This window comes from Streptococcus oricebi (assembly GCF_017883985.1).
Lineage (GTDB): Bacteria > Bacillota > Bacilli > Lactobacillales > Streptococcaceae > Streptococcus > Streptococcus oricebi.
The window spans coordinates 112,127-136,182 of the sequence record NZ_PRDG01000006.1 but is presented as its reverse complement, the minus strand read 5'-3'; the positions used below and the strand labels follow the sequence as shown (position 1 = coordinate 136,182).

The window sequence follows — 24,056 nt, the reverse complement described above, 5'->3', positions numbered from 1 at the left end:
AACAGGTAGCAATTTTTCACAAAGGAACTTTACCTGAAACGAGGCCTGGTGCTGAAGGATTTACTGACCTAGGACAAGGCATAGGTCCAAGGTGTTGGAAGTGTCGATTGCTCCAAGACAAGGCAGCTCGACGCTGCTTGTACTTGGGTACAGCAAGGAGAGCTAAGGAAGTATTGGAGCAATTGGGGATGATTAACCCTTGACAGCCCCCATAGTAATCCCCTGCGTAAAGGACTTTTGAAAGACCAGAAAGACCACGACAATCGGTACCGCCGCAAGGGCTGCTCCTGCCATAATCAGGCCGTAGTTGGTGGCCATTTCCGCCTGCATGGTCGCCACACCCAGAGAAATGGTCAGATTTTGCCGCGAAGTCAGCATGACTAATTGCATAAAGTAATCGTTCCAAGTGTTGATAAAGGTGAAAATCGCAAGGGCCGCAAAGCCGGGCTTGACGATTGGAAAGGCTACGCTCCAGAAGGTCCGAATCTCTCCACAACCGTCAATCTTGGCTGACTCCAGCAATTCCGTCGGGATATTTTCGGAAAATTGCTTCATGAGAAAGACCCCAAAAGGCCAACCGACTAGGGGCAGAATGACTGCCGCCAGCGTGTCATGAATACCCAAGAAATTGACAATCCGCACCAAGGGTACTAGGACAACCTGCTTGGGCAGGGCCATGGCCGCAATAAAGGTAGCAAAGAGGAGACGCTGCCCGTAAAAACGTTTCTTGGCCAAGACATAGCCTGCCAAAGACGAGGTAATGCAGACCAAAAACATGGTGGTCAAAGAGATAAAGACACTGTTCCACATCCATTGCAGGGCGGGATTTTGCACCATGAGCTGTTCAAAATTTTCCAGCGTTGGCATGCTGGGCCACCATTGAGGTGGAATGACGATGGTATCCGGCTGGGCCTTAAAGGCCCCCGTCAAAATCCAGTAGAAAGGGAAAATAAAAAGAATTGTCAAGACTAGTAAAACAATGGTTGAAACAACCGTAAAAGCGGTTAATTTTTTCTTTTGCATCTTCTTCTCCTTTCTCTAGTATTCGACATCATTGCCAAGAATCTTGAATTGGGCAAAGCTAATCAGGGCAATCATGACTGCTAAAAAGACACCCATGGTATTGGCATAGCCATATTCAGAGAGCTTGAAGGCTCTTTCATATAGGTAGTACATGAGGGTACTGGTTGAGTAGTTGGGCCCGCCAGAAGTCAAAAGCTGGATGAGGGCAAAACATTGGAAAGAGTTAATGGTGGTAATGATCGCAATGTAGAGGGTGGTTGGCAAAAGGCTTGGCCATTTGATTTTCCAGAAAACCTGAAATTCTGTTGCTCCATCCACCCGCGCCGCCTCCATTAGGGAATTATCAATATTTCCCATGGCTGCGATATAGAGGATAATGGGCTGGCCGACAGAGGTGGTCAGCAAAATAATGATAATGGCAAGCAAGGCCCAGTGCTTATCTCCCAGCCAAGATATGTTTTGCTCAATCACATGCCCTGACTTGAGCACAAAGTTGAGAATCCCTGATAGGGGGTCATAGATCCATTTCCAAACAACCGTAACCGCCACACTCCCTGTAACCACTGGCAGGAAGAAAACGAAACGATAAAAGGAACGCGCAATGGCATTTTGATGGTAGGTCTGGGAGGCTACAAAGAGCGAAAACAAAACAACAATCGGTACAGAGCCAATCACGATAATAATCGTATTGATTAGCGACTTGACAAAAACAGGGTCTTTGAACATCCGAATATAGTTGTCCAAACCGACAAAATTAAAGGAAGTCATGGAATAGTTAAAGAAACTAGTCACAAATCCCATAATCATCGGCGCCAATACAAAAATGACAAAGAAGAATAATATCGGTGCCAAAAACGCATAAGAGATTAAAGATTCTCTCATTCTTAATTTATTAACCTTCACATGAAACACCTCATTTAAGATACAAAGGGCGTCAAACGCAAAGTAAAAATAGGGAATGGGACGAAGGAAGCCCGGTTCCTAGGAGCATTCGTCTTTTTTACACAGCGTTTAGCCCGTGTTCAATTCTAAGATACAAAGCCCGTATAAAAAACGAGAGAAATTTAGGAAACCTGACGAAGAAGCTCTAGCTTCTAGGAAGGTTTGTCTAATTTCCGAAGTTTTTAGGGCGTGTTCAATTACAAGATACAAAGGGCGTTAAGAAATCCGTATAAAAATAGGCGGCCGAACTGGACTTGCTTGCAAGTCCCTAGTGAGACCCCCGCAAGGCTGACTAGACTGGTGACAAGTCACAAGGTGACGCCGATAACTGTCAGTCAGCTACTGCGCTTAGATGTTCACCAGTTTTTAGCTTGCGAACTTTTTACTAGGATTTTAGCCCGTGTTCAATTACAAGATACAAAGCTCGTTAGCAGACGCAAGCAGTATCGGAAAGTAAACTTCCTCGCTACTGAACGAAAATTCTGATAGGAATTTTCTATGCGCTGCATTAGCTCGAATTTCAAAAAATATCGTTTTGAAATTCTCACGTCAGCAGATACTTTCTGTCTAGCACTTTGTGTTGACAGGAAACGAAAGCCACTAGCGTGTCCTTGCTAAAGTCTGCACTAAACTGCCTTCTTTTGCAAAAGACCCTCTTTTCTTTCGGTTGGATGACTCTCAGAAAAGAGGGCTTTCATTTGATTACTTATGATTACTTACTTGATTTTTTAATGGTTTCATTTGCTTTTTCAGTAAAGGTCTTCAAGGCAGCTTCCACTTTTTCATCGCCATTGGAGACAGACTGAAGCATTGGGAACCAGAGTGTTCTCATTTCAGCAAATCCGTCAATCGTATTGTAGTATGGAGAGTAGTATTGGGTCCAGGAACTGATGGTTTCCATCCGTTTGTCGTCATAGAGTTTACCATAAGAGCTACGAACTGGGAAAGCTCCTGTCCGCAGGACATTTTTTGGTCCCCATTCCTTGTCGTCTGCGATAAATTTCACAAACTTCTTAGCTGCTTGAACCTTCTTTTCGTCCTTGTTATTAAAGACACCAAAGCCGTTTACCAAGTATTCTAGAGCAGGTTTGCCGTCTTCTGAAGGGAAGGGAACTTCCACCACTTCAACGCCACTGGCCTTGAGCAATTTTGCTTGGATACCGTTTTGTGCAGGGGCCCAAAGCAGGGTGTAGGAGGTTTGACCGTTGGCAAAGTTTTGAATATCTGCCCCACCGTCAAATTGGGAGCCGTTATTCATCAGGCCGTCCTTAATCCAGCCCACAGTTTTTTCTAGCCCCTTGACGTACTTGGCGTCGTCAGTTGTGTACTTGCTGACAGCGTCATCGGTTACAGAGCCACTGTAAAGGTTGGCTAGAAAGGCGCGTGTCCCTTGGTCGCCACCTTGACCATTACTGAAAAGAGAACCTGGTGTGTAGCCCTTGTCTTTCAGAGCTTTCAAGACTTTTTCAAAGTCATCTGTAGTCCAGCCCTCTTTGACCAGGTCTGCCACGCCAGCATCTTCTAGCATTTTCTTGTTCAAAGCCATGTAGAATGGGGCAGAGCTGATTGGATACATATAGGCCTTGTCGCCTGCCTTGCTGGACTTGATGATTTGTTCGTTATTGACATCTTTGACAAAGTCATCTGTAAACAAGTCGTTCAAGTCAGCCAATTTCCCATTTTTACCGTATTCGATAATCCGACCCGGTGCATCAAAGAGGACATCTGGTGCGGTTCCTGCCTCGACTGCGGTTGTGATTTTTTCTGGTCCAGACTTGAAGTCGATTGTTTCTAGCTTAACCTTAATATCTGGGTTGGCTTTTTCAAAGGCTTCAATAATTGATTTTTCATAGGTACCGACCCCGTCACTATCTTTCTCCTGAGTAAAGACAGGGAAGGCCCACCAGGTGATTTCTGTTTTGCCAGAAGCATCCGAGTTTTTAGCATTTCCGCCAGAATTTCCACAGGCTGCCAAAGATAAAACAGCAGCTCCTGTCAACAATGAACAAAATAGTTTCCTGAATTTCATTCTTCTTTCTCCTTAAAAATATTGTTAATTTAATTTACAAAACAATCCGTTTTTGACTGTCAAAGTCAAATAGATGGGCCTTTGGCAATTTAAAGGTGAAGCGAACCTTGCTGCCCGGTGCAGCATAGTAGCTGGCATCTACCTTGGCTGAAAATTCTTGCTGGCCTAGCTTACAGTAAAGGACCGAATCGCTACCCAAGAGCTCTGAAACGACCACCTCTGCTTCGACCACACTGGCTGGAAAGGCCTCTTCGACAATCAGGTCAGCAGAAATATCTTCTGGCCGCAGACCCAAGATGACCTTCTTACCTTGATAGCCCTTGTCGGTCAAGAGTTTTTGCTGGCCTTCTGGCAGACCAATGGTGAAGCCTTGAGCGTCTGTCAGCTGGCTCCCGTCCACTGTCACCTCGAAGAAGTTCATGGCTGGACTACCGATAAAACCTGCGACAAATTTATTGGCTGGCTCATTGTAGAGGTCTTGAGGGCTACCAACCTGCTCGATACGACCAATCGTTCCTGTCCCAGCATCATTTTTGGTGGCAGACATGATGACAATCCGGTCGGCTAGGGTCATGGCCTCGGTCTGGTCGTGGGTGACATAGATGGTCGTTGCCCCAATCCGGCGGTGGATTTTGGCAATTTCGGCCCGCATGGATACCCGCAATTTGGCGTCCAAATTGGACAGGGGCTCATCCATCAGAAAGACCTTGGCATCGCGGACAATCGCCCGGCCCATGGCCACCCGCTGGCGCTGACCACCAGACAAGTCGGCTGGCTTACGGTCCAAAAATTCTTTCAAGCCCAAAATATCAGCCGCTTCCTGAACCTTCCTGTCAATCTCGTCCTTGCTGTACTTGCGCAGTTTGAGGCCGAAGGCCATATTGTCGTAAACCGTCATGTGCGGATAGAGGGCATAGTTTTGGAAAACCATGGCAATATCCCGGTCCTTGGGAGCCACATCATTGACCAGGTCCTGGTCGATATAGAGCTCCCCTTCTGTGATGTCCTCGAGCCCTGCAATCATCCGCAGGGTCGTTGATTTTCCACAGCCTGAAGGACCGACAAAGACGATAAATTCCTTATCCTTGATGTCCAAGTCGAAATCTTCTACCGAGTAAAAGTCACTATTGGGATATTTTTTATAAAGATTTTTTAATGTTAAGCTGGTCATATTCTTCCCCTTATTCCTTTAGTGCCGCTACAAAGCGCTCCGTAATTTCTTTTGGTCTGGTAATGGCTCCGCCCACGACAATCCCTCTGACCCCCAGAGCATGAATTTGCTTGACTTCCTTGGGATAGTGAATCTTGCCCTCAGCAATGACATCTAGCCCTGCATCACATAATTTTTTTATCAAGTCTAGGTCGGGACCAGCCTCCTTGCGGCTATAGGAAGTGTAGCCCGATAAGGTAGTGCCGACAAAGTCCACTCCTGCCTCAACCGCTGCCAGGCCTTCCTCAAAGGTACTGATATCTGCCATCAAGAGTTGGTCAGGGTATTTGTCCTTGACCTGCCGGATAAATTCAGTCACACTCAAGCCGTCATAGCGTTCCCGCTTGGTGCAGTCCAGAGCAATAACGGCGATGTTTAAAGCGGCTAACTCATCCACTTCCTTCATAGTCGCTGTAATAAAAGGCTCTTGCGGTGGGTAGTCCCGCTTGATGATCCCAATAATGGGTAGAGCGGTCACCTGCTGGATTTCCTGGATATCTCTGACACTATTGGCTCGAATTCCAAGAGCTCCCCCCTCTTCAGCCGCCTTGGCCATGAGGGGCATGACCCCGCCCTCCTCGGTATAGAGCGGTTCATGCGGTAAAGCTTGACAGGAAACAATCAGGCCGTCTTTAATCTTGGTGATTAGCTCAGTCTTACTTATTTTTGACATCTGCATTCTCCTTATCTCTGCTGACCCCAATATATAAAGCGCTTTCATTTTAGGCAAAATTTTTTAGCCCTGGCATTTTATAGGGACTGGAATCAGACTTAACATCTTCCTTTCATCAAGGGAGATAGCCTCCTTTTTATATTTTTTAGAAATGTAAGCCCTTACATATTCACATTTTAACATTATAATTATTTATTTTCAATAAGACCCGTCCATAAAGAAAGTATTTTCAGCAAAAAAGGGCCATCTGTATATTTTTGGCCCATCTCTTTAAAATTTATTTCTTAATCTGAAAGTATTTTCAGGCCCAAGCAAAAAGAGGGGCTCCCCCCTTCCAGCCTTCTAACCTCGTCTTGGAGCCGCTAAGCCAGCTAAGAACTAGCTTAAATCCTTGATAAGCTCTAGCAGAGCCAGCATGTCCTTGGCCCGATAGTCAGCCTGACTCTGGTCAATCTGCATTCGCTCCTCCTCATAGGCAATGACCCTTAGACCCGCTCTTTTGGCCGCCAAGATACCATAGTAGGAATCTTCGATAGCCAGGGCCTGACTGGCCTCAAGTTTGGCCTCTTTAAGGGCTGCCAGATAAACCGCTGGATGGGGCTTGCTGGCGGTAAAGTCAGCCCCACTAATCAGAAAATCAAAGGAATCCGTCAAACCACAGGCTGCTAGCACCTCCTCAATATGCTCTCTTGACGAAGAGGAGACCACCGCTAAGATTAGGCCCTTCTTCTTAGCGTAGGCAATGATTTCTAGAATATCCTTACGAAAAAGGGCCTCATAGTCTAGCTGGTAATACTTCTGCTGGGCTATCTCTGCTAGCCTAGCCTCAAGCTCCGCAAAGGAAAGCTCTGTCTGGCTCAAATTCTTGATAGCTTCTAGCAGGTCTTGCTGACTCCGGCCCACCAGCTGAGAAAAATCCTCATGGGTCAAGCTATCCGGCTCCTTGGCAATAGAGCGAATCATCTGGCTTTGCAGCTGAAAGTCCAGATATTCTGTATCAACAATCACTCCGTCCATATCGAAAAAAAGGGCTTTTAACATTCCATCCTCCTCATTATCTTTCTACTAGTATAACACAAGAAAATCATAATCTCCTTCTAAGGGCTAGTCTAGCCAGTTCCTAGACCAGGAACTAGACCATTATAAAACCCCACTCAACAATGAGTGGGGAGGCTGATAAGCGTATTAAGTCCTTACAAGGGCTAGCTTACTTAAGCCGGCCTGGGCGTTCCTTATAGCCATAGTAGGCATCCTCAATGATTTCTTGCATGTGGTCAACCATTGGCAGACGTGGGTTGGCTGGAGAACATTGGTCCTCATAGGCTAGGAAGGCCAGATGACGGGCTTGCTCTTTCCATTCTTTCTCGTCAATACCTTGGTCCTTGAAGTTCATCTTGATACCAACACGCTCACCCAGCTCATAGACAGCCTTGGCATAGGAAGCCACACCTTCTTCTGGTGTAGAGGCTGGTAGACCTAGCAGTTTGGCAATATCTTGATACTTCTCATCTGCCCGGTAGTAGTTGTACTTAGGCCAGGTAGCTGTCTTGGCTGGACGGGTACCGTTGTAGCGGATAACGTAAGGCAAGAGAATGGCATTGGTCCGACCGTGAATGGTATGGAACTGGGCCCCAATCTTGTGGGCCATAGAGTGGGAAATTCCTAGGAAGGCATTGGCAAAGGCCATTCCCGCCATGGTAGAGGCATTGTGCATCTTCTCGCGTGACTCGAAATCGGCATTCTTGACCGAACTTTCCAGATGTTCAAAGACCAGCTTAATGGCTTGGAGGGCCAAACCGTCAGTATAGTCATTAGCCATCTGCGATACATAGGCTTCTGTCGCATGGGTCAAGACATCCATTCCTGTATCGGCCGCCACAAAGTCAGGTACGGTCATAACCAGCGCTGGATCGACAATGGCCACGGTTGGAGTCAAGCTGTAGTCAGCAATTGGGTATTTACGGTTATTGGCCTTGTCAGAGATAACGGCAAAAGGTGTCACCTCAGAACCGGTACCAGAAGTGGTTGGGATACCGATAAACTTGGTCTTTTTGCCTAGTTCTGGGAATTTAAAGGCCCGTTTACGGATATCCATGAACTTTTGAACCAGGTCATGGAAGTCGACTTGGGGTTGCTCATAGAAGAGCCACATAACCTTGGCCGCGTCCATCGGTGAGCCCCCGCCCAAGGCGATAATGGTATCTGGCTTGAAGGAGCGCATAATCTCTGTACCACGGTAAACCGTTGTAATATCAGGGTCTGGCTCAACATCGGCAAAGATTTGGTAGACCACCTTATTGCGGCGGAGCTCCAACTGCTCGAGGATTCTTTCTAGGAAACCAAGCTCAACCATAGAATGGTCGGTGACAATCATGACCCGTTCAACATCGCGACATTTTTGGAGATACTGAATAGAGTCACGCTCAAAGTATGTTTTTGAAGGAACTTTAAACCATTGCATATTATTTCTACGTCTTCCTACTTTCTTGATGTTTAAGAGATTGATAGCACTAACATTATCACCAACTGAGTTGCGACCATAAGAGCCACAGCCCAGAGTTAGGGAAGGTAGAAAGGCATTATAAACATCACCAATTCCACCAAAAGTAGAAGGTGAATTGCAGATAACCCGAATGGCCTTAACAATTTTACCAAATTCCTTGGTCAGGTCTTGGTCTGCTGTATGGATAGCTGCGGAGTGACCCAGACCATCAAACTCGACCATTTGACGGGCTTTTTCTAGGCCGTCGGCGCGTGAGTCAGACTTGAGAACAGCGATGACTGGTGAGAGTTTTTCACGAGTCAGAGGCTCTTTAGGACCGACCTCCTTACATTCAGCAGCCAGGATATTGGTCCCTTCTGGCACTGAAAATCCTGCCTGCTCGGCAATCCAAACCGCTGATTTCCCGACAATATTTGGGTTCAATTTAGCCCCAGCACAGTTTTTGCTGCCAGCCTTGGCTCCAAAGCAGAATTCCTCTAGGAGGGCCTTTTCTTTTTTATTGACGAAATAGGTATGATAGGATTTAAACTCGGCCACAAAGTCATCATAGATTTCCTTATCGATAATGACAGCCTGCTCAGAAGCACAGACCATTCCATTATCAAAGGACTTGGACATGACAATGTCATGAGCGGCCTGACGGATATTGGCAGATTTCTCAACGTAGGCAGGGACATTTCCCGCTCCAACACCCAGGGCTGGCTTCCCACAAGAGTAGGCCGCCTTAACCATGGCATTTCCCCCAGTCGCAAGGATAGTGGCAATCCCCTCATGCTTCATCAGAGCATTTGTTGCTTCCAGAGACGGGGTCTCAATCCATTGCACACAGTTTTCAGGTGCTCCTGCCGCTACAGCTGCATCTCGAACAATCCGAGCCGCATGGGCAGAAGACTCTTGGGCAGATGGGTGGAAGGCAAAGATGATTGGATTACGAGTTTTGAGGGCAATCAGTGATTTAAAGATAGCTGTTGAGGTTGGATTGGTAGTCGGAGTAATCCCACATACCACCCCAACGGGCTCAGCAATCAAGGTCAAACCGGTTACATCATCCTCATCAATAATCCCTACGGTCTTGGTGTGACGCATGTTATTGACCACATGCTCACAGGCAAAGAGGTTTTTAGTCGCCTTGTCCTCAAAGACCCCCCGACCCGTTTCCTCTAAGGCATGCAGGGCCAGCTGTCCGTGGGCATCTAGCGCTGCTACCGAAGCCTTGGCCACGATAAAATCGACCTGCTCTTGGTCTAACTTGCGCATTTCCTCTAGGGCCTGGAGACCCTTTTGCACCAGCTCATCAACGTGCTTTTCAGCAGCCAGTACCTTGTCTTCTTGTGTTACAGTTTTCTTATCAGCCATATATTCCTCCATGAGTTGTTAGCGATTAACAAAGACTGCTTCTCCTTTTTATCTTTGTTAACTTTTTCACAAATTCATTATACCCTATTTCAGTAGCTTTGTAAACACTTTCAGCTATATTTCACAAACTTTACATCTTTTGATTGTGAATTTTTTATCAATCTTTTGATTTCCCTAACTTTTTAGAGCTAGTTTGTGAAATAGCCGATAAAATTTTTTTATTTCACAAGGTTCGGCTTCCAATCCTTTCCAGACAATGAGAGGTAAATTCTCGCATCAAACTGAAAAATGATTTGAGAGGGGAATCAGAGAGTAAGAAAGCGGTTGCATAAAAAATACAAAAATAGAGGACTGAATAAAAGTCCTCTATTGAAGGCTAATCCTCTCCAACCACCAAATCATAGGGGAAATAATCTACTTCTTTGAAATCATCTGGATTTAATCCCATAATCTTACAAATAGCGCCTGCTTCAAAGCACCAATAGCCAAAAAAGCTTTTAATGTTTATCTTATGCAAATCATACCAACCTGAGTCCCGCTGTCCTTGATACCATTCTTTTTCCAGATAAAACTGTAATAATTTAGTCGCTTCCGCCGAACTATCCGCTTGTGTGATTTTCTCAGTGAAAACATAAGGGCGCGGAAACATAAAATCATTACGAATTTCCCAACTAGGCTGGCGATAATGAATCAAATAGTCAATCAGATAATCCACAGGGTCATCTTTTCTCACCAAGTCAACCAGTTTATCAAAAACCTCATCATCAATCTCTAAGAGAATACCAATGGATAAAGCCCAAAGCATACTGTCATATCCACTGTTACTGTACCAGATTGGTAGTAAACTTTCCACAAATTTAAGATATTCTTCTTTAAAAGTTTCAAGTGGAAAACCTGCCGAATAAGTGGCTAACATAACTTCTCTCGCATACAAAGAAATCGTCCTCTGAGTATTTTTAACAATTTCTTTATTAGAGAGAGAATACCGACTAACTCCTTCTGCCTCATCTTGTTCTAAATTCTCAATTTTTTTCTCTCTTATCAATAAATCCCTTTGTCATTTCAATGAGATTTAAATATTTTTCTTCTGTGCTGCGTCTATCTCTTATTTCCATTTCTTCCTCCTAAGGCCACAGAGCCCTTTCTTTTACGCGAATGACTTTACCGGTTTCGTTTAAGACTTCCTGCATCTGAAAGGTCTGGGCCTTGGAGATGAAATGATAAAATTTGTTATTAAGGGTTAATCCTCTTCCACCACCAAATCATAAGGAAAATAATCTACTTCTTTGAAATCATCTGGGTTCAAGCCCATAATCTTACAAATAGCGCCGGCTTCAAAAGACCAGTAACCGTAGTAATTGTCAATATTGACCTTATGTAAGTCATACCAACCTGTGTCACGGTGTCCTTGATACCATTCCTTTTCCAGATAAAACTGTAATAATTTAGTTGCTTCTACCGCACTTCCTGTCTGGGTGATTTTCTCGGTGAAAACATAAGGGCGCGGAAACATAAAATCATCGCGAATGGCCCAATCTGGTTGGCGATAGTGAATCAGATAGTCTATCAGATAATCCACAGGGTCATCTTTTCTCACCAAGTCAACCAGTTTGTCAAAGACTTCATCATCAATCTCTAAGAGAATACCAATCGATAAAGCCCAAAGCATATCTGTATATCCACTATTACTATACCAAGTGGATATCAAACTTTCCACAAATTTAAGGTATTCTTTTTTAAAAGTTTCAAGTGGAAAACCTGCCGAATAAGTGGCTAACATAACTTCATTTTGATGTAATGAAATCGTTTGTCGAACATTTTTAATTACTTCTAAATTGGGTAGCCTATTCTTTGGAGTACCAGCTTCTTCATCTTGTTTCAACTCTTCAATATATTGAAAGTCTTCTTCAATAAATCCAGAATAAACTGTGATAAATTCTGTTAATCTTTCTTCTGTACTGCGTCTATCTCTTATTTCCATTTCTTCCTCCTAAGGCCATAGAGCGCCTTCTTTTACGCGAATGACTTCACCGGTTTCATCCAGAACTTCCTGCATCTGAAAGGTCTGGGCCTTGGAGATGAAATGATAAAATTTGTTATTCAGGGTTAATCCTCTTCCACCACCAAATCATAAGGGAAATAGTCCACTTCTTTGAAATCATCTGGATTCAGTCCCATAATCTTACAAATAGCGCCGGCTTCAAAAGACCAGTAACCGTAGTAATTGTCAATATTGGCTTTGTGTAAATCATACCAACCAGAATCACGGTGTCCCTGATACCATTCCTTTGCTAAGTAATCCACTAACAATTTTGTAGCTTCTTCCGAAGTGGTCGTTTCAGTGACTTTCTGAAGAGTACCGTAGTGCATAGGAAACATAAAATCGTCGCGAATGGCCCAATCTGGTTGGCGGTAGTGAATCAGATAGTCAATTAAATAGTCCACTGGATCATCTTTTCTCACCAAACCAACTAATTTATTAAATACTTCATCATCAATATCTAAAAGAATACCGATAGACAAGGCCCAAATCATTTCTATATAGTCACTATTGCTTTCCCAAATTAGTATTAAACTATCCACAAATTTAAGGTATTCTTTTTTAAAAATCTCTAGTGGATATCCTGCTGAATAAGTACCAATCAAAATACTCAACTGATAAATACTAATATCATTATAAGTTAGTTTTAGCACTTGTTCTGTGGGATTTTTATATTTTTGGATTCCAGCACTTAAATCTTCTTTTAGGTCTTGCACTTCTTCTTGTAATTCATTAAGGAATTCTTTTCTAATAGTTATACTATGAACAAGCTTTTCTTCTGTACTGCGTCTATCTCTTATTTTCATTTCTTCCTCCTAAGGCCATTGGGCACCTGCTTTTACACGAATGACTTTACCGGTTTCATCAAGCATTTCCTGAACATGATAAGTAGTAATATTGCCAGAATAATCTACTTTAGAGACAACCATATCTATATCACCTTTTCTCAATGCTCGTCTGATTTTCATTTGTTCAACTTCATCTAAACCGAATAATCTCTTTTCAATCCATTTTTTAGACATCTGTGGCCCTGTTTCTGTATGAGCATTCAACTGGCTGCTGCCAAACTTAGCCTCATTGATGACATAAGAAGGTGGTGGGGTGCTGTTCTTATAAATCCCGTCAATCCCCTTGACCGTCGCTTCGTTAATACTTTCTGGCGCTGGGCGACCAATCCGCTCCAGGTGGTAGCTCTCGCCATGAGGGCCAACCTTATCCCGTACTTGGAGTAAGTGCTGGTCGGCCAGGATTTCTCCCACATTCCCCTTTTGGGTCGTGGTCGCAACCTCAGGGTCAAAGTCCTGAATCCGCTTGTCCAGCTTCTGGAAGTGTTCAACTGTAATCGGACTAGGACTTCCAGCCCCTTCCAGCAGGCCGTCTATATAGACCTTCTCCACTCCTTGGGCATTCTTATAGCGCCAAGTCTGGGTCCCGTCGCTCAAATGCTCGATAGAAAACTCATTGCCCTCCACCTTGAGCCATTCTCTAGGGTGAGGAGCACCGCTGGGCCGGTTGGTGGCCACAAAGTCCGTCACTGTCTGCTTATGGTTGAGCTTCATCTCCTCCCACTGGCTGTAGCGTTCGATTTTCTCCACCTTAGGCGCTTCGACATCGATGTTGGCCTTGGCATAGAGCTTCTTACCGATAGCGCCTAAGCCGTGGGTCAGGGCCCGACTACCAACAAACTGGCCTACAGCTCCCAGGGGGTCGTCCTGGGCTAGCCGGACCGTCCGAGCTACGTCCACCACATCATCTGTATAGTTGGCTAGCTTGGCTACGGTCTGCATGGTGGTGCTCATGGTCTGGCCCTTATTAGCTAGGGACAGGGTTCGGGTCGCTAAGCCTCCGGTCAGACCGGTCAAGACAGCATCCGCCGCTGCCCAGGCCCGCTCTTCTGGGGTCAAGACCGTCCCTGAAAGGGTCTCCCCGCTAATGGCCTGGATGCCCGAATCCGTAGCTACAATAATAGTCCCAGCTCCTGTTAACCAAGGAGCTAGGGCAGGGGCTGCTGTACCTCCACTGGCGATAACGCCTCCAATAATCAGGACACCACCGACCACCTTGACACCTAGAACCACCCAGCCTAGCCAGTCCTTATTGGCTTCCTTAAAGGTCGAACGGGCTTGCTCATACTCGCCCAACTGAGTCGGAAATAGGGCCTCTACCAGCTCGGGCTCTTTCAGCTTCTTGAGCTCCTCATATTGCTTGCGACTCTGTTTTTCAATCGTCTTCAAGTGCTCCTTGGCCAGCTTGAGCCGGCCATCATAGAGGCTCTTAGCTGCCTGAATAGGAGACTGGGGACTATTGATAATGTCCTTCAGCGTGTAATGCTCGGTAACCTTGACCTTCTTTTCCTTGGCGGGACTGTAACCGTTATAGTCATAAGTGGTGACCGTCGTTTCATAGGTTAGGTGCTTACTCTTATAGGTATTCTTACCCTCATTGACTTGGTTAAGCTTGGTTAAGGACTTATCTAGACCTTCAAAGAACTTCCCATCAATATTCTGCATGATTTCCCGATGGGCCCGTTTGGCCGCCTCCAAACGATGTATAGCATGGTGCTCCGCATCAAGAAAGGTCTTCTCGGGCATGTCCTTGCCCAGAGTAGCCTCCCCAGTTGCGATATAGAGGTCGGACAGGCCTGCTGACTCCACGATTTGGGCCAGCTCCTGAGCATTCTTCAAAATATTAGTCACACAGCTGACATTGTTCCAATTTCCCCCAGAACCTGCGCCAGTCCGAGACCCCTTCTCAAAATCGGGCTTGTGGGAATAATACTTGGTCATCTGGTCCCCTCCTTTTGTCCATTGCGCATGAGGAGCTCGCTCGACTTGGCCCCCTGCATCTTATCCTTGATTTCCCCACCCTGAATGGACTCCTTAAAAGCAGAGACGGCTTGGCTAGGGTGGGCCTTAATGTAGGCCCGCTCTTCTGCACTTATCTCTGGGCTGGACAGGTAGCTATTGGCAATGTCCAAAGCTAGGAGCTTATCGGTATCGATAAACTTGCTATAGGTCTCTTGGGTATGGCCATAGATAACCTCTGTCAAGGTCTGAAAGGTCTGAGCCTTAGAGATGAAGCGGTTCAGCTTGTTGGCCCCTTCTGAGGCCATGCGGTTGTGGACTTCCCCTTGAGAGGTCAATCCAGGGAGGCCCTCGACCACAGTCTTGAGCTTGGTACTGAGTTCGTTAGCTGTCGTCGTCAAGGAACGAATTTCTAGCAGCAGGGCTTCCTGCTGGGTCAGTTCGATACTGATTTTTTCTGCCATCTTATAGCCTCACTTTCAAGTCTTGGACCAGTAGGTCTCGTAATTCCTCACCATCGATGGAGCGAATCTGCTCCTCAAGAGGGTCAAACTCATAAAGGCCAGAAGGTGCCTCAAAAAAGAGGCGGTCTTTTATAAGCTCATCTCTTCGATAGCTTTTAAGGTGCAGGGCTTCTGCCTGCCCATAGTAGGTCTCTAAACGAAAAGCGGAAAAAGCTTCCCAGCTATAGTAGCTGTAGTTCTTGTGCTTCTTCTCCAAGTCCTGCAATAATGGGTGACCGTCTTTCAAATGAGCCAAAAAAGCCACACTATGCAAGGTCTCCATGACATACTGGTTATCGTCCAGTCGCTGGATAACTGTCGTCAACCACCGATTACCATCAACTTCCTGGGCACAAAAATAGTGATTATCTACCTGACAATGGTAAAGGGCCTTCTGATAACCCTCTAAAAAGGCGCCATAAGTAGCACACTCCTCGCTAGGCTCATTGTCAACGATAAGGCCCATTTCTGTCAAATCCTGATAGCCCTTTTCTAAGGTTCTACGCAAGCTTTCCAGACGAGAAGCTCCTGCTTCTTGCGGCAAGGGTAGAAAGAAAAGGTCGTCCGACTCCTCGTTCAGGATATGTAAGGCATAGAGAGCCTCTAAGGTAAAAGTTCTCACCCCTGCTCAATCTCCTTAATGGCCTTGGCTTCTGCCGTTGAGTTAAGGAGGGTTTCAAGACCCGCAATCGTCGTCTCCAGCTCTGCAACAGCTTCCGCAAAGTCTCCTTGATATTGTTTGAGCAAGTCCTTTAGTCCCAGATATTCTTTTTTGGCCTTGCCCTTCCAGAGCTTGTCTTGACTCTCCATTTGGGTGATATGGTTGGGAATGCTGGTTTGAATCAAATTTTTGGCTGCCTTAGCCTCAGCCAAAAGATTAGCTAGATTGCTATTGTCATAGACCACTGTGTCTGCTGTATAGCGGTCTTGATAATCGTTAATATTAGTATTCATCTCTACTCCTTACCAGTACAACTTCTCCAAGAGGGGCTTATCCTTATTATACTCATCCCTAGCTCGGCTAATCTTACTATCTAGACTAGCAATTTTAGACTCTAGCAGATTGTAGAGATTGATAAAGGAGGTATTGGCATCACGCGCAAAATCTCGGTACTGCTTCATGGTTTTGACATCTTTTTTTAAATTGCTAGGTAGGACATCAATATAGTGGTATCCTTCTTCTCCTTCTGCAAGTTCAATGATGTCCTCACAGTAATCTAGAAAACTGTTAATCTCCTTCAAATTTTGTCTAGTGCTTAGAGAATGATTGACAATCTCATTTTTTACCTTTTCATACTTAGCTTTATCCGCCTTATAGCCAGAAATCGCACTTTTTAAAGCTGCATCACTAGTCATTCCTACTCCTCTCTTTATCACAAGTTACCAGACCCAGCATGCCCTAGCCTTGGATTTTAAAAAATTAAAGGAAAGTTTCATTATCAACTGGGGCTCTCTTTGCTGCTTTCGTCACAAAAAGACTAAGCCAACTTAGAGCAAATCCCTCCTTCTTGATAATCAAACTCCCCTTAGCTGTTCCTGTTTACAGAAGCTAGTCTTATTTCTGTAAAAAAACTGAAACATTCTAAATCTATCATAACACGCTAATAAAGAATATGCAATCTCAAGCCGAATTTTCACAGCTAAGACAAAATAAAAGTCCCATCCCCTTGGAAAAACAAAAACGGTAGAAAAAACTACCGTTTGCTTATCTTATGGTTTTACTGGGCCCTGGCTGGCCTGGTCTAGGGCCTCCTTGATGGTCTGGGCATAGAGCTGGCCACCTTGGGCGATGGAGTTGCTCTCAGAGCCAAAGTGGACCTGGTCTGTGCCCTGCCAGATGTCTGGATTATCCTGGGCCACCTGGTACCAGTCGGCCAGATAGACATAGTCATACTTCTTGGCTAGTTCCTGCTCATACTGGCGGGTCTTGGCCAGGCTACTATTTTCATCGCTAGCCACTCGGCCGTCATAGGGGGTGACTAGGATGAGGCGGTGGCCCTTGGGTAGCTGGTCTATCAGCTGATTAAGGGCCTCCTCATAGTTATCAACGGTATTGGCTCCTAGGGCTAGGACCACATCTTGTAGGAGGATTTTATTGCTGATAGCCGTTTGGTAGACTTCCAGACCAGAGGCTAGGTTACGGCTGACAACCGCATCTAGCTGAATCCCTGGTATGGTGGTCTCCAGCCACTGACTTGCCCGCAGGGCTACCGAATCCCCAATCAGGCTGACCCCGGCTGTCACATTGTACTCCGTAGCCTGGGCCTGGTCAATCTGACTGCGGGTCAAATCGAGCTTGTTCTTAGCCTGGTTGAGGCCATTGACCATCAAGCTTTCTTCAAAGGCCCCAATCTTAGGGGCGGTCGCCATAATCAGCAGGGTCAAGAGAGTCAAAGGCAGCAGGCTATAAAAGATGGGCCGGCTAATCTGAGTGGCATCTAGCTTGAGGAAGGTCAGCTGGGGCCTGCGTCCTGCTAGGCTAGGCTCTAAGACATAGTAGGATAAAGCCGCTAGGCCAAAGGACAAGATGGTGGTTAAAATAACCGCCAAGAGATTGTTCATCAGCTGGCTAAAAATAATATAGAAGGGCCAGTGAAAGAGGTAGACCCCGTAGCTAGTATCCGCAACAAAGCCCAGCCAGGCTGGTTCTTGTCGATTGGGAGTCTTGTCATGGAGAATCCTAGTCGCTAAAATCATCTCTAGAGCCAGGACCGTAGCCAGCAAGAAGCCAAAGAGATAGGTCCAAATCTGGTCAAACTTAAGCAGGAAACTTAAGACGACTAAAAGAGAAAAACTCAGGGCTAGACGTAGCCAGGCCTTCTTAATCGTCCAGGCTTCTTCCATCTTCTTGAAATTCACTCCGACACTTGCAACCCCCGATACCGTAGCCAGGGCAGCTCCGGCAAAGAAAGGAAAGATATGGGTCCAGCTAGCAAAATAAATGCTCGTGAAGTTCTTGGTGAAAAAGGCCCCTAAAAACATGGCTAAAAAGCTAGCCAGAAAAAGACCGGTGGATAAGAGAAAGATAAAGCCCCGCAGTTGGCTGATGCTCTGACTTTTTTTGGCCAAAAACCAAACTCCCAAGCCCCAAAAGAGGTAGAAATGAACCTCTAGGGCCAAGCTCCAGCTATGAATAAAGAGGTGGGGGATAAACTGGCTCTCGTAATTTCCCCCGGACATGATTTCAAAGAAATTAGTCACAAAGCCAAGGCTGGCTGCGATTTGACTCCCAATCCCTGCCACAAAGTCCTTGCGGACCAAAAGGGTAAAGGGCATGATAAGCAAAATCATAAAGACCAAGGGGGGAACAATCCGATAGAAACGCCGCTTGAAAAATCCCAGCAAATCAATAGCTGAACTCCTGGCAAACTCATCAATCAGGAGGGAGGTAATCAGAAAACCTGAAAAGGCAAAAAAGATATCCACGCCAATAAAGCCTCCAGGAAAGAGACCCTGGAAGAAGTGATAAAGTAAGACCAGGATAAGACCTGTTATTCTGACTAGTGAAAACCACTTAATGCGCATTTTGATAAATTCCTTGCTTGAATGTTCCTTCATAGACGACCTTGTTTTCTGTCGTCAGCTTGCCCTGCCCTTGGGCCTGGCCATTGACAAATTCGCCCTCGTATTTCCAGCCGGCAGCCGAGTTAAAGGTCCCCTGGCCGTGAAAGAGGCCATTTTGGAACTGCCCGCTGTAGCTATCCCCATTTTTAAAGGTCAGATGCCCCTGACCATTCATCTTGTCCCGAACCAGGCTCCCATCATAGTGGATGGCCCCATTTTCTAGGCTCAAGACCCCCTTACGTGGTAGGCCAGAGGTGAAGACAAAGATAGCCGATAGGACGATGACGGTTAGGGCTAGCCATTCCAAGTGCTGTCTGATGATATAGACCCTGTAGCGGTCATAAAGTTTTCTTAGTTTATCCATTTCTACTTCATTTCTAACTTGGTCAGCCAGGCCTGGCACCCCTTGACAATCAAGTCATAGGTCTCATCAAAGTCCCCTGTGTACCAAGGGTCTGGCACACTTCGATCCGCAAATTGGTAGAGCTTATCCTGGCAATTCTTGGGTAGCATAGCCCTTAAATCATTGAGATTGGACTCGTCCATGGCGATAATATAGTCAAACTTGGCAAAATCCTTGGCCGAGATTTGCTGGGAGCTTTTATGAGGGTCATAGCTGATTCCATGCTTTTTAAAGATTGCTTGTGTACCTCGGTGGATGGGATTGCCATGTTCCCAACTAGAGGTGGCCCGGCTTTCGACCTCAATCTGATCGGTCAAGCTTTTCATTACAAATTCAGCCATGGGGCTCCGGCAGATATTGCCTAAACAAACAAAAACTATTTTCTTCATTAAAAAATACCTCCCTTCTATTATAACAAAATAAAGAAAAAAACCAGCTTTGGACTGTCTGTAAATCTCAAGTTTTTCCCCAAGGCAAAAAAAGCAAACATCAAAGAGAGGCCAGTCAGCTTTTTAAAAGCCCAAAAATAAAGACCGCAAGCCCTGCCATAAAACGGCCATGCTTTGTTTAAAACTGCTGATTTTTGTCTGAAAGGGGGTATTTGAGCAAGAATTTTTATACAAAATATCTCGGCCTGTCCGACTTGGGAACTCTTTTATTGACGGGCTTTCAAGCCTATATTACAATATTTTTATTAGGGAGAAAATCAAGCTGTTTATAGGCTAGATTGATAAGAAGGATTTTATGAAAAAGTTAAAAAAAGTTAAAAAACACTGGGTCGCTGTGTCTGTGGGGCTTGCTGCTTCGACATTCATGGTTGCCCCTGTTTCTGCTGACCAAGAGGGACCGATCGAGTCTGACTCGACCACAAGGGACCAGCTAATAGGAGAGCTGGAAGCCCTGCCCCAAAAGGCAGAAACAGAACTTTCCAATCAAGACAAGGCTTCTGACCTAGACCAGGCAGGGGCTTTTTCTGCTGCTTCTGAGCCAGCTGAGTCTGGCGACTCTGCTCTAGAGGAGCCCCTAGCCAAGCCAAACCTGGCTCTGACCAAGGAGTCTGATTTGCAGCCTGAGCTAGAAGCAGAAGGAATAGCCGACCAGGCCGACGAAAGTAGGCAGCCAGAGTCGAGCGACCAATTGAGTGATCTGGAAGCCCAGCTCAAGGAAAAGGCCCTACCCCAGCTGACTGTTGACAACCAGTCCAGCAAGATGCAGGCGGCAATAACAGATGACAACCGCCAGCTGGTCAGCAAGGCCCAGATTGAAAACTACGACTATGAGGTCAAATACGACCAGAAAAACCGCTGGTACTATGTAGATGCCCTGGACTTTGGCCTTGATAGTTCCGACAATGACGACGATTCAGCCGCCATCAATCGGGCCCTTCAAGCGGCCAATCAAGTCCTGATGGCTGACTCGGCAGGCAAAGAATACCGGGGCGTGGCTGTCAAGCTGAGCGGCCGAGTCAATATTGCCCGCGATCCTGGCCATATTGACCATTATGAGATTCGGACCTTCGGTCCTGGCGTGGCTGAGATTGCCAAGGGTAGCCTGGGAGATTTGACTGATTTGGGAAAAATTTCTGTCCAAGATTACCAAAAACTAAACATTGACTCCGACGGCTTAATCAAGTATCAAAACAGTAAGGGCCAAACAGTGACCGGCCTTATCCTGCCTATCTATCGCAAGGAAGGACGCTGGGGGCAGATTAAAATCGATGCCAGCCTGGCCCATGTGACCGGCCTCTTTGGTGATGGCATGGGGACAACTAGTATCGAAACCGAGCGGGTCCAGCTGGGCCAACCCTGGGACAGCAATGAAAATGACACCGACAACCGCGACCATGCCCTGCTTTTAGTCGAGGAGCAGGAGGGCTTTCTTATCAAGGACCTTTCCGTCCACATCAAGCCCCCCAAGGGTAGCCTGGCCCAGGAGGAAAAAAACTTCTACCTGCGTGGCATGCCCTACTATGGGAAGATTGACGGAATTTTGGTCAATGACTCCAGCTACGTGACGGTAGACGGGGTGGAGGCCAGCGGGGCTAATAAGGCCGGTATCCGCTTTGGCTCTAGCCACAACAGTGTCTCCCACATTTACAAGTGGGGGCGCTTCCGCTCTATCAGCAATCTGCTTGCTAACAAGGCCGAGGGTTATAGTTTTGATAGCCTCAAACTAGGCCGCTATAATAAGGTCATCAATAGTAACAGCCATAACAATCGAGTGGCCGGAGTCAACTTTTCCTATCAGACTAATTTTCTCATTCAGTCAACGACCGCCTCAGAAAATGGCCACCCAAGAAGTGGAGGCACCGGCTATGGCTTTGCCTCCGAAGCTGGCTCTTATAATAAGGGCATTGTCTTTCGCAATAATCTGACTAGCCATAACTACCGCAAGGGCATGGACATTCATGATGGAGACCAAATCTTAATCGAAAACAATGTCTCCCATGGCGATCGCCTGCTGGGTATTTCGGTCTATAATCGGACCTTCCCCATGGAAAATGTCATTATCCGCAAAAATCTGATTAGTCAGGATAAGGGCAATCGCATGGCCTTTAACGATGTCGACCTGGAAGGGCGCTTCGATCGGGGCAGTGATTACATCCAGTACGAGGCCATCCACCTCCAGACCAACGAGAAGTTTCGCGACCTCAGTCCCGAAGGGACTACTGGTTATTTCGAAATCAGTGCCAATACCATTCAGGGCCTGGATACGAGCGGTCAGACCCTCAGCCAGCAAGCCTATACCACCAATGCTATCCTAGTCCGCATGCAGGAGCCCTATCTCAACTATTTCTTAAATATCAAGCAAAATACCATTCTCGGTGACTCGGTCCACTCCATCATCAAGATGATTAACAATGCCAATGACAACCTCAATGGCAGTAATAGCCAGACCGAGACCAGCAAGTTTGCTAACGGCCTAGGCTATGGGGCTGGAGCAGTGACGATCAGTCAAAACCGGATCCAGGTCAAATCGGTCCTGGGATCTCCAGATAGCTACATCTCACCGATTTATCTGGCTGACTCCACCTCCAACCGCCTGATTAAGGATAAAAATCTAGTAGCCTACCAGGATAAATTCCGCGGTTCTCTTCTAATAACCGAGAATCAATTTCACTTTGGGGAGTCTAGGATGAGTGGTGCAAGCAACAGCATGCCCCTGATTTATCTGACGACCAATGCCGAGGGCATCATCATGCGGGACAACCTCTTTGACTTTGGCCAAATCTATCGAGACAGCAAGCAGCAGGCCAAGCCCTTGATTTACGCTACGGGAAATACCGGGCCAACCATTCAGGCCCGCCCAGATGGCTTTGTCCTTAACTTGACCCAACAGCCCTCCAACCTGCCCAATAGTCTGCGCCAGACCCAGCCCTTTGTCTTTTTAAATAATCAGCTAAAAATAGCCGGGATTAAGCAAGAGTCTGACCTCAAACTAGAGGCCCTAAGGACAGAAAATCTGGTCCGCTACCTCTACAACAATCTCTTTACTAGTCAGGACCAAGTCCCTGTCGGCCAAGTCCAGGGACAAAAGCTAGACGCTAATGGCAATAGTCTCTACCAGAACCAGGCGCAAAAGATTCAGGCCCAGGACCTAAGAGATAGTGCCCAGCTCAACCTCCAGGCTAGTCGTTTTAGCAAGGACCAGCCCAGCTTGATTTCCTCTAGCGAAAGGGCCCTCTCCTACAGGACCGACTACATCATGGATGACCAGCTCCTGGCTGGTGTCGTCCTTGAGGAGAAAAAGGGCAGTCAGGGTCGGATGCGGGTCCAACTCCAGACTGCCAAGATCGAGCATGCTCCTCTAACGGCTGACGGGGAGCTGGAAGCCTATCAACCCTATCCCAATCTGAAAAAGCTCTTTAGCCTGAAAAATCTCAAGGAGGCGACTGACAATCCTCGTATTCCTGGCCTCCTGCGGGGGGACTATGTCACCGGCAAGGGCGAGGTTCTGACAGCCTCCAAGACCTACCATTATAGTGGTCCCCGCTCGACAGAGGCTAGCACCCAGATTAGCCACCGCTATGAGCACCTACCTGTGGCCCTTAAAACCGGTAGCTCCTATCTCTTTCAAAACCAGGACCTGCTTAGCCCGGCCCAAAACCGCATCCTGCGGATTGGAACCCGAATCCCGACAGCCTCTAGCACCAGCGAAACCCTGCCCCTAGACTTTGAGACCGAATACCGGCCTAGCCAGAATCTCCAAGTAGGGGAAAGTCAGGAACTTCAGGCTGGAAAACCAGGACTAAAACAGGTCCTCTACCGAGTCTTGAAGGATAATAAGAGCCAGGAACTAATCACTAAAGAAGCTGTCTCTAGCAAGCTTTTACAGCCAGCCCAAAAACGGATTGTCCTGGTCGGCACCAGGCCTACTACTAGGACCCAGGAAAGGACCGTAACAGAGGAAATCGACTTTGAAACAGCCCGCATTCTGGATGAAAAGCTGGAAAAAGGACGAGAAATCGTCCAAACCCCAGGAAGCAAGGGACTTAAAACCCTGACCTATCTAGATACCTTGGACGCCAACGACCAGGTCCTGGAAAGCAAGAAAATCTCTGAAAGCATTAGCAGACCGGCCGTCAACCAAGTTATCCGAGTTGGGAATAAAGAAGTCCTGACTACGAGGGAAAGAACGGTAACAGAAGAAATCGACTTTGAAACAGCCCGCATTCTGGATGAAAAGCTGGAAAAAGGACGAGAAATCGTCCAAACCCCAGGAAGCAAGGGACTTAAAACCCTGACCTATCTAGATACCCTGGACGCCAACGGCCAGGTCCTGGAAAGCAAGAAAATCTCTGAAAGCATTAGCAGACCGGCCGTCAACCAAGTTATCCGAGTTGGGAATAAGGAAGTACTGACCACCAGAGAAAGGACCGTAACAGAAGAAATTGACTTTGAGACAGCCCGCATTCTGGATGATAAGTTGGAAAAAGGACGAGAAATCGTCCAAACCCCAGGAAGCAAGGGACTTAAAACCCTGACCTATCTAGATACCCTGGACG

The 24,056-nt window shown here is 46.4% G+C and carries 19 protein-coding genes (1 of these 19 cut by a window edge); 1 reads left to right on the top strand and 18 read right to left on the bottom strand.

From position 1 onward, the window contains the following. Nucleotides 1-192: 192 nt before the first annotated feature. The 18 genes from C4K46_RS09750 to C4K46_RS09665 all read right to left on the bottom strand — a co-directional run bounded on the left by C4K46_RS09750 (nucleotide 193) and on the right by C4K46_RS09665 (nucleotide 19,440). Entirely contained in the window at nucleotides 193-1,023 is an 831-nt protein-coding gene (locus C4K46_RS09750; protein WP_209629000.1) for a carbohydrate ABC transporter permease, read from the bottom strand. Between the two features lie 15 nt (nucleotides 1,024-1,038). Beyond that, nucleotides 1,039-1,926 (bottom strand): carbohydrate ABC transporter permease, encoded by an 888-nt coding sequence (locus C4K46_RS09745; protein ID WP_209628998.1) that lies wholly within the window; start codon nucleotides 1,924-1,926, stop codon nucleotides 1,039-1,041. Nucleotides 1,927-2,677: 751 nt separating this feature from the next. Then, nucleotides 2,678-3,994 carry an ABC transporter substrate-binding protein gene (locus C4K46_RS09740; RefSeq protein ID WP_209628996.1) on the bottom strand — a complete coding sequence of 439 codons (1,317 nt, stop codon included), beginning with the start codon at nucleotides 3,992-3,994 and terminating at the stop codon, nucleotides 2,678-2,680. Nucleotides 3,995-4,028: 34 nt separating this feature from the next. Next, complete coding sequence (locus C4K46_RS09735) at nucleotides 4,029-5,165, bottom strand: ABC transporter ATP-binding protein (protein WP_209628994.1); 1,137 nt, start codon at nucleotides 5,163-5,165, stop codon at nucleotides 4,029-4,031. Nucleotides 5,166-5,175: 10 nt separating this feature from the next. After that, complete coding sequence (locus C4K46_RS09730) at nucleotides 5,176-5,877, bottom strand: N-acetylmannosamine-6-phosphate 2-epimerase (RefSeq protein WP_209628993.1); 702 nt, start codon at nucleotides 5,875-5,877, stop codon at nucleotides 5,176-5,178. A 378-nt stretch (nucleotides 5,878-6,255) separates the two neighbouring features. Continuing rightward, a complete protein-coding gene (locus tag C4K46_RS09725) occupies nucleotides 6,256-6,918 on the bottom strand; it encodes an HAD family hydrolase (RefSeq protein WP_209628991.1) in 663 nt (220 codons plus the stop codon). 166 nt (nucleotides 6,919-7,084) lie between these two features. Then, nucleotides 7,085-9,736, bottom strand: a complete 2,652-nt coding sequence (gene adhE, locus C4K46_RS09720; RefSeq protein ID WP_209628989.1) for a bifunctional acetaldehyde-CoA/alcohol dehydrogenase — start codon at nucleotides 9,734-9,736, stop codon at nucleotides 7,085-7,087. Between the two features lie 376 nt (nucleotides 9,737-10,112). After that, nucleotides 10,113-10,781, bottom strand: a complete 669-nt coding sequence (locus C4K46_RS09715) for a PoNe immunity protein domain-containing protein (RefSeq protein ID WP_209628988.1) — start codon at nucleotides 10,779-10,781, stop codon at nucleotides 10,113-10,115. Between the two features lie 195 nt (nucleotides 10,782-10,976). Then, nucleotides 10,977-11,717, bottom strand: a complete 741-nt coding sequence (locus C4K46_RS09710) for a PoNe immunity protein domain-containing protein (protein WP_209628986.1) — start codon at nucleotides 11,715-11,717, stop codon at nucleotides 10,977-10,979. Between the two features lie 125 nt (nucleotides 11,718-11,842). Next, nucleotides 11,843-12,583: a PoNe immunity protein domain-containing protein gene (locus C4K46_RS09705; RefSeq protein WP_209628984.1), complete on the bottom strand. Its 741-nt coding sequence runs from the start codon at nucleotides 12,581-12,583 to the stop codon at nucleotides 11,843-11,845. A 9-nt stretch (nucleotides 12,584-12,592) separates the two neighbouring features. Beyond that, nucleotides 12,593-14,563, bottom strand: coding sequence for a hypothetical protein (locus tag C4K46_RS09700; RefSeq protein ID WP_209628982.1), 1,971 nt, complete (start codon nucleotides 14,561-14,563; stop codon nucleotides 12,593-12,595). After that, entirely contained in the window at nucleotides 14,560-15,045 is a 486-nt protein-coding gene (locus C4K46_RS09695) for a hypothetical protein (RefSeq protein WP_209628980.1), read from the bottom strand. The genes C4K46_RS09700 and C4K46_RS09695 overlap by 4 nt, the downstream gene beginning before the upstream one ends. Nucleotide 15,046: 1 nt before the next feature. Next, nucleotides 15,047-15,706, bottom strand: coding sequence for a hypothetical protein (locus C4K46_RS09690; protein ID WP_209628978.1), 660 nt, complete (start codon nucleotides 15,704-15,706; stop codon nucleotides 15,047-15,049). Continuing rightward, nucleotides 15,703-16,038 carry a hypothetical protein gene (locus C4K46_RS09685; protein ID WP_209628976.1) on the bottom strand — a complete coding sequence of 112 codons (336 nt, stop codon included), beginning with the start codon at nucleotides 16,036-16,038 and terminating at the stop codon, nucleotides 15,703-15,705. Before C4K46_RS09685 ends, C4K46_RS09690 begins: the two co-directional genes overlap by 4 nt. A gap of 9 nt (nucleotides 16,039-16,047) precedes the next feature. Further along, nucleotides 16,048-16,440, bottom strand: a complete 393-nt coding sequence (locus C4K46_RS09680) for a hypothetical protein (protein WP_209628974.1) — start codon at nucleotides 16,438-16,440, stop codon at nucleotides 16,048-16,050. Nucleotides 16,441-16,794: 354 nt separating this feature from the next. Beyond that, nucleotides 16,795-18,609 carry an acyltransferase family protein gene (locus C4K46_RS09675; protein WP_209629084.1) on the bottom strand — a complete coding sequence of 605 codons (1,815 nt, stop codon included), beginning with the start codon at nucleotides 18,607-18,609 and terminating at the stop codon, nucleotides 16,795-16,797. Beyond that, the gene (locus C4K46_RS09670; protein WP_209628972.1) at nucleotides 18,599-19,012 is read right to left on the bottom strand and encodes an MORN repeat-containing protein; all 414 of its coding nucleotides are present in this window, start codon (nucleotides 19,010-19,012) and stop codon (nucleotides 18,599-18,601) included. Before C4K46_RS09670 ends, C4K46_RS09675 begins: the two co-directional genes overlap by 11 nt. Nucleotides 19,013-19,014: 2 nt before the next feature. Next, nucleotides 19,015-19,440 (bottom strand): low molecular weight protein-tyrosine-phosphatase, encoded by a 426-nt coding sequence (locus C4K46_RS09665; protein ID WP_209628969.1) that lies wholly within the window; start codon nucleotides 19,438-19,440, stop codon nucleotides 19,015-19,017. 355 nt (nucleotides 19,441-19,795) lie between these two features. Here C4K46_RS09665 and C4K46_RS09660 point away from each other — a divergent pair, with 355 nt between their 5' ends. Next, nucleotides 19,796-24,056, top strand: partial view of a G5 domain-containing protein gene (locus C4K46_RS09660; protein WP_209628967.1) — the 5' portion only. 908 nt of this gene lie beyond the right edge of the window; only the first 4,261 of its 5,169 coding nucleotides appear in the window; its start codon is at nucleotides 19,796-19,798; its stop codon lies off the right edge, out of view.

Bases quoted from the DNA above. Each gene is read 5' to 3' on its own strand.
- C4K46_RS09740 (WP_209628996.1), bottom strand. From the start codon at position 3,994: ATGAAATTCAGGAAACTATTTTGTTCATTGTTGACAGGAGCTGCTGTT.
- C4K46_RS09670 (WP_209628972.1), bottom strand. From the start codon at position 19,012: ATGGATAAACTAAGAAAACTTTATGACCGCTACAGGGTCTATATCATC.
- C4K46_RS09685 (WP_209628976.1), bottom strand. From the start codon at position 16,038: ATGAATACTAATATTAACGATTATCAAGACCGCTATACAGCAGACACA.
- C4K46_RS09710 (WP_209628986.1), bottom strand. From the start codon at position 11,717: ATGGAAATAAGAGATAGACGCAGTACAGAAGAAAGATTAACAGAATTT.
- C4K46_RS09680 (WP_209628974.1), bottom strand. From the start codon at position 16,440: ATGACTAGTGATGCAGCTTTAAAAAGTGCGATTTCTGGCTATAAGGCG.
- C4K46_RS09725 (WP_209628991.1), bottom strand. From the start codon at position 6,918: ATGTTAAAAGCCCTTTTTTTCGATATGGACGGAGTGATTGTTGATACA.
- C4K46_RS09700 (WP_209628982.1), bottom strand. From the start codon at position 14,563: ATGACCAAGTATTATTCCCACAAGCCCGATTTTGAGAAGGGGTCTCGG.
- C4K46_RS09695 (WP_209628980.1), bottom strand. From the start codon at position 15,045: ATGGCAGAAAAAATCAGTATCGAACTGACCCAGCAGGAAGCCCTGCTG.
- adhE (WP_209628989.1), bottom strand. From the start codon at position 9,736: ATGGCTGATAAGAAAACTGTAACACAAGAAGACAAGGTACTGGCTGCT.
- C4K46_RS09665 (WP_209628969.1), bottom strand. From the start codon at position 19,440: ATGAAGAAAATAGTTTTTGTTTGTTTAGGCAATATCTGCCGGAGCCCC.
- C4K46_RS09750 (WP_209629000.1), bottom strand. From the start codon at position 1,023: ATGCAAAAGAAAAAATTAACCGCTTTTACGGTTGTTTCAACCATTGTT.
- C4K46_RS09730 (WP_209628993.1), bottom strand. From the start codon at position 5,877: ATGTCAAAAATAAGTAAGACTGAGCTAATCACCAAGATTAAAGACGGC.
- C4K46_RS09675 (WP_209629084.1), bottom strand. From the start codon at position 18,609: ATGCGCATTAAGTGGTTTTCACTAGTCAGAATAACAGGTCTTATCCTG.
- C4K46_RS09705 (WP_209628984.1), bottom strand. From the start codon at position 12,583: ATGAAAATAAGAGATAGACGCAGTACAGAAGAAAAGCTTGTTCATAGT.
- C4K46_RS09735 (WP_209628994.1), bottom strand. From the start codon at position 5,165: ATGACCAGCTTAACATTAAAAAATCTTTATAAAAAATATCCCAATAGT.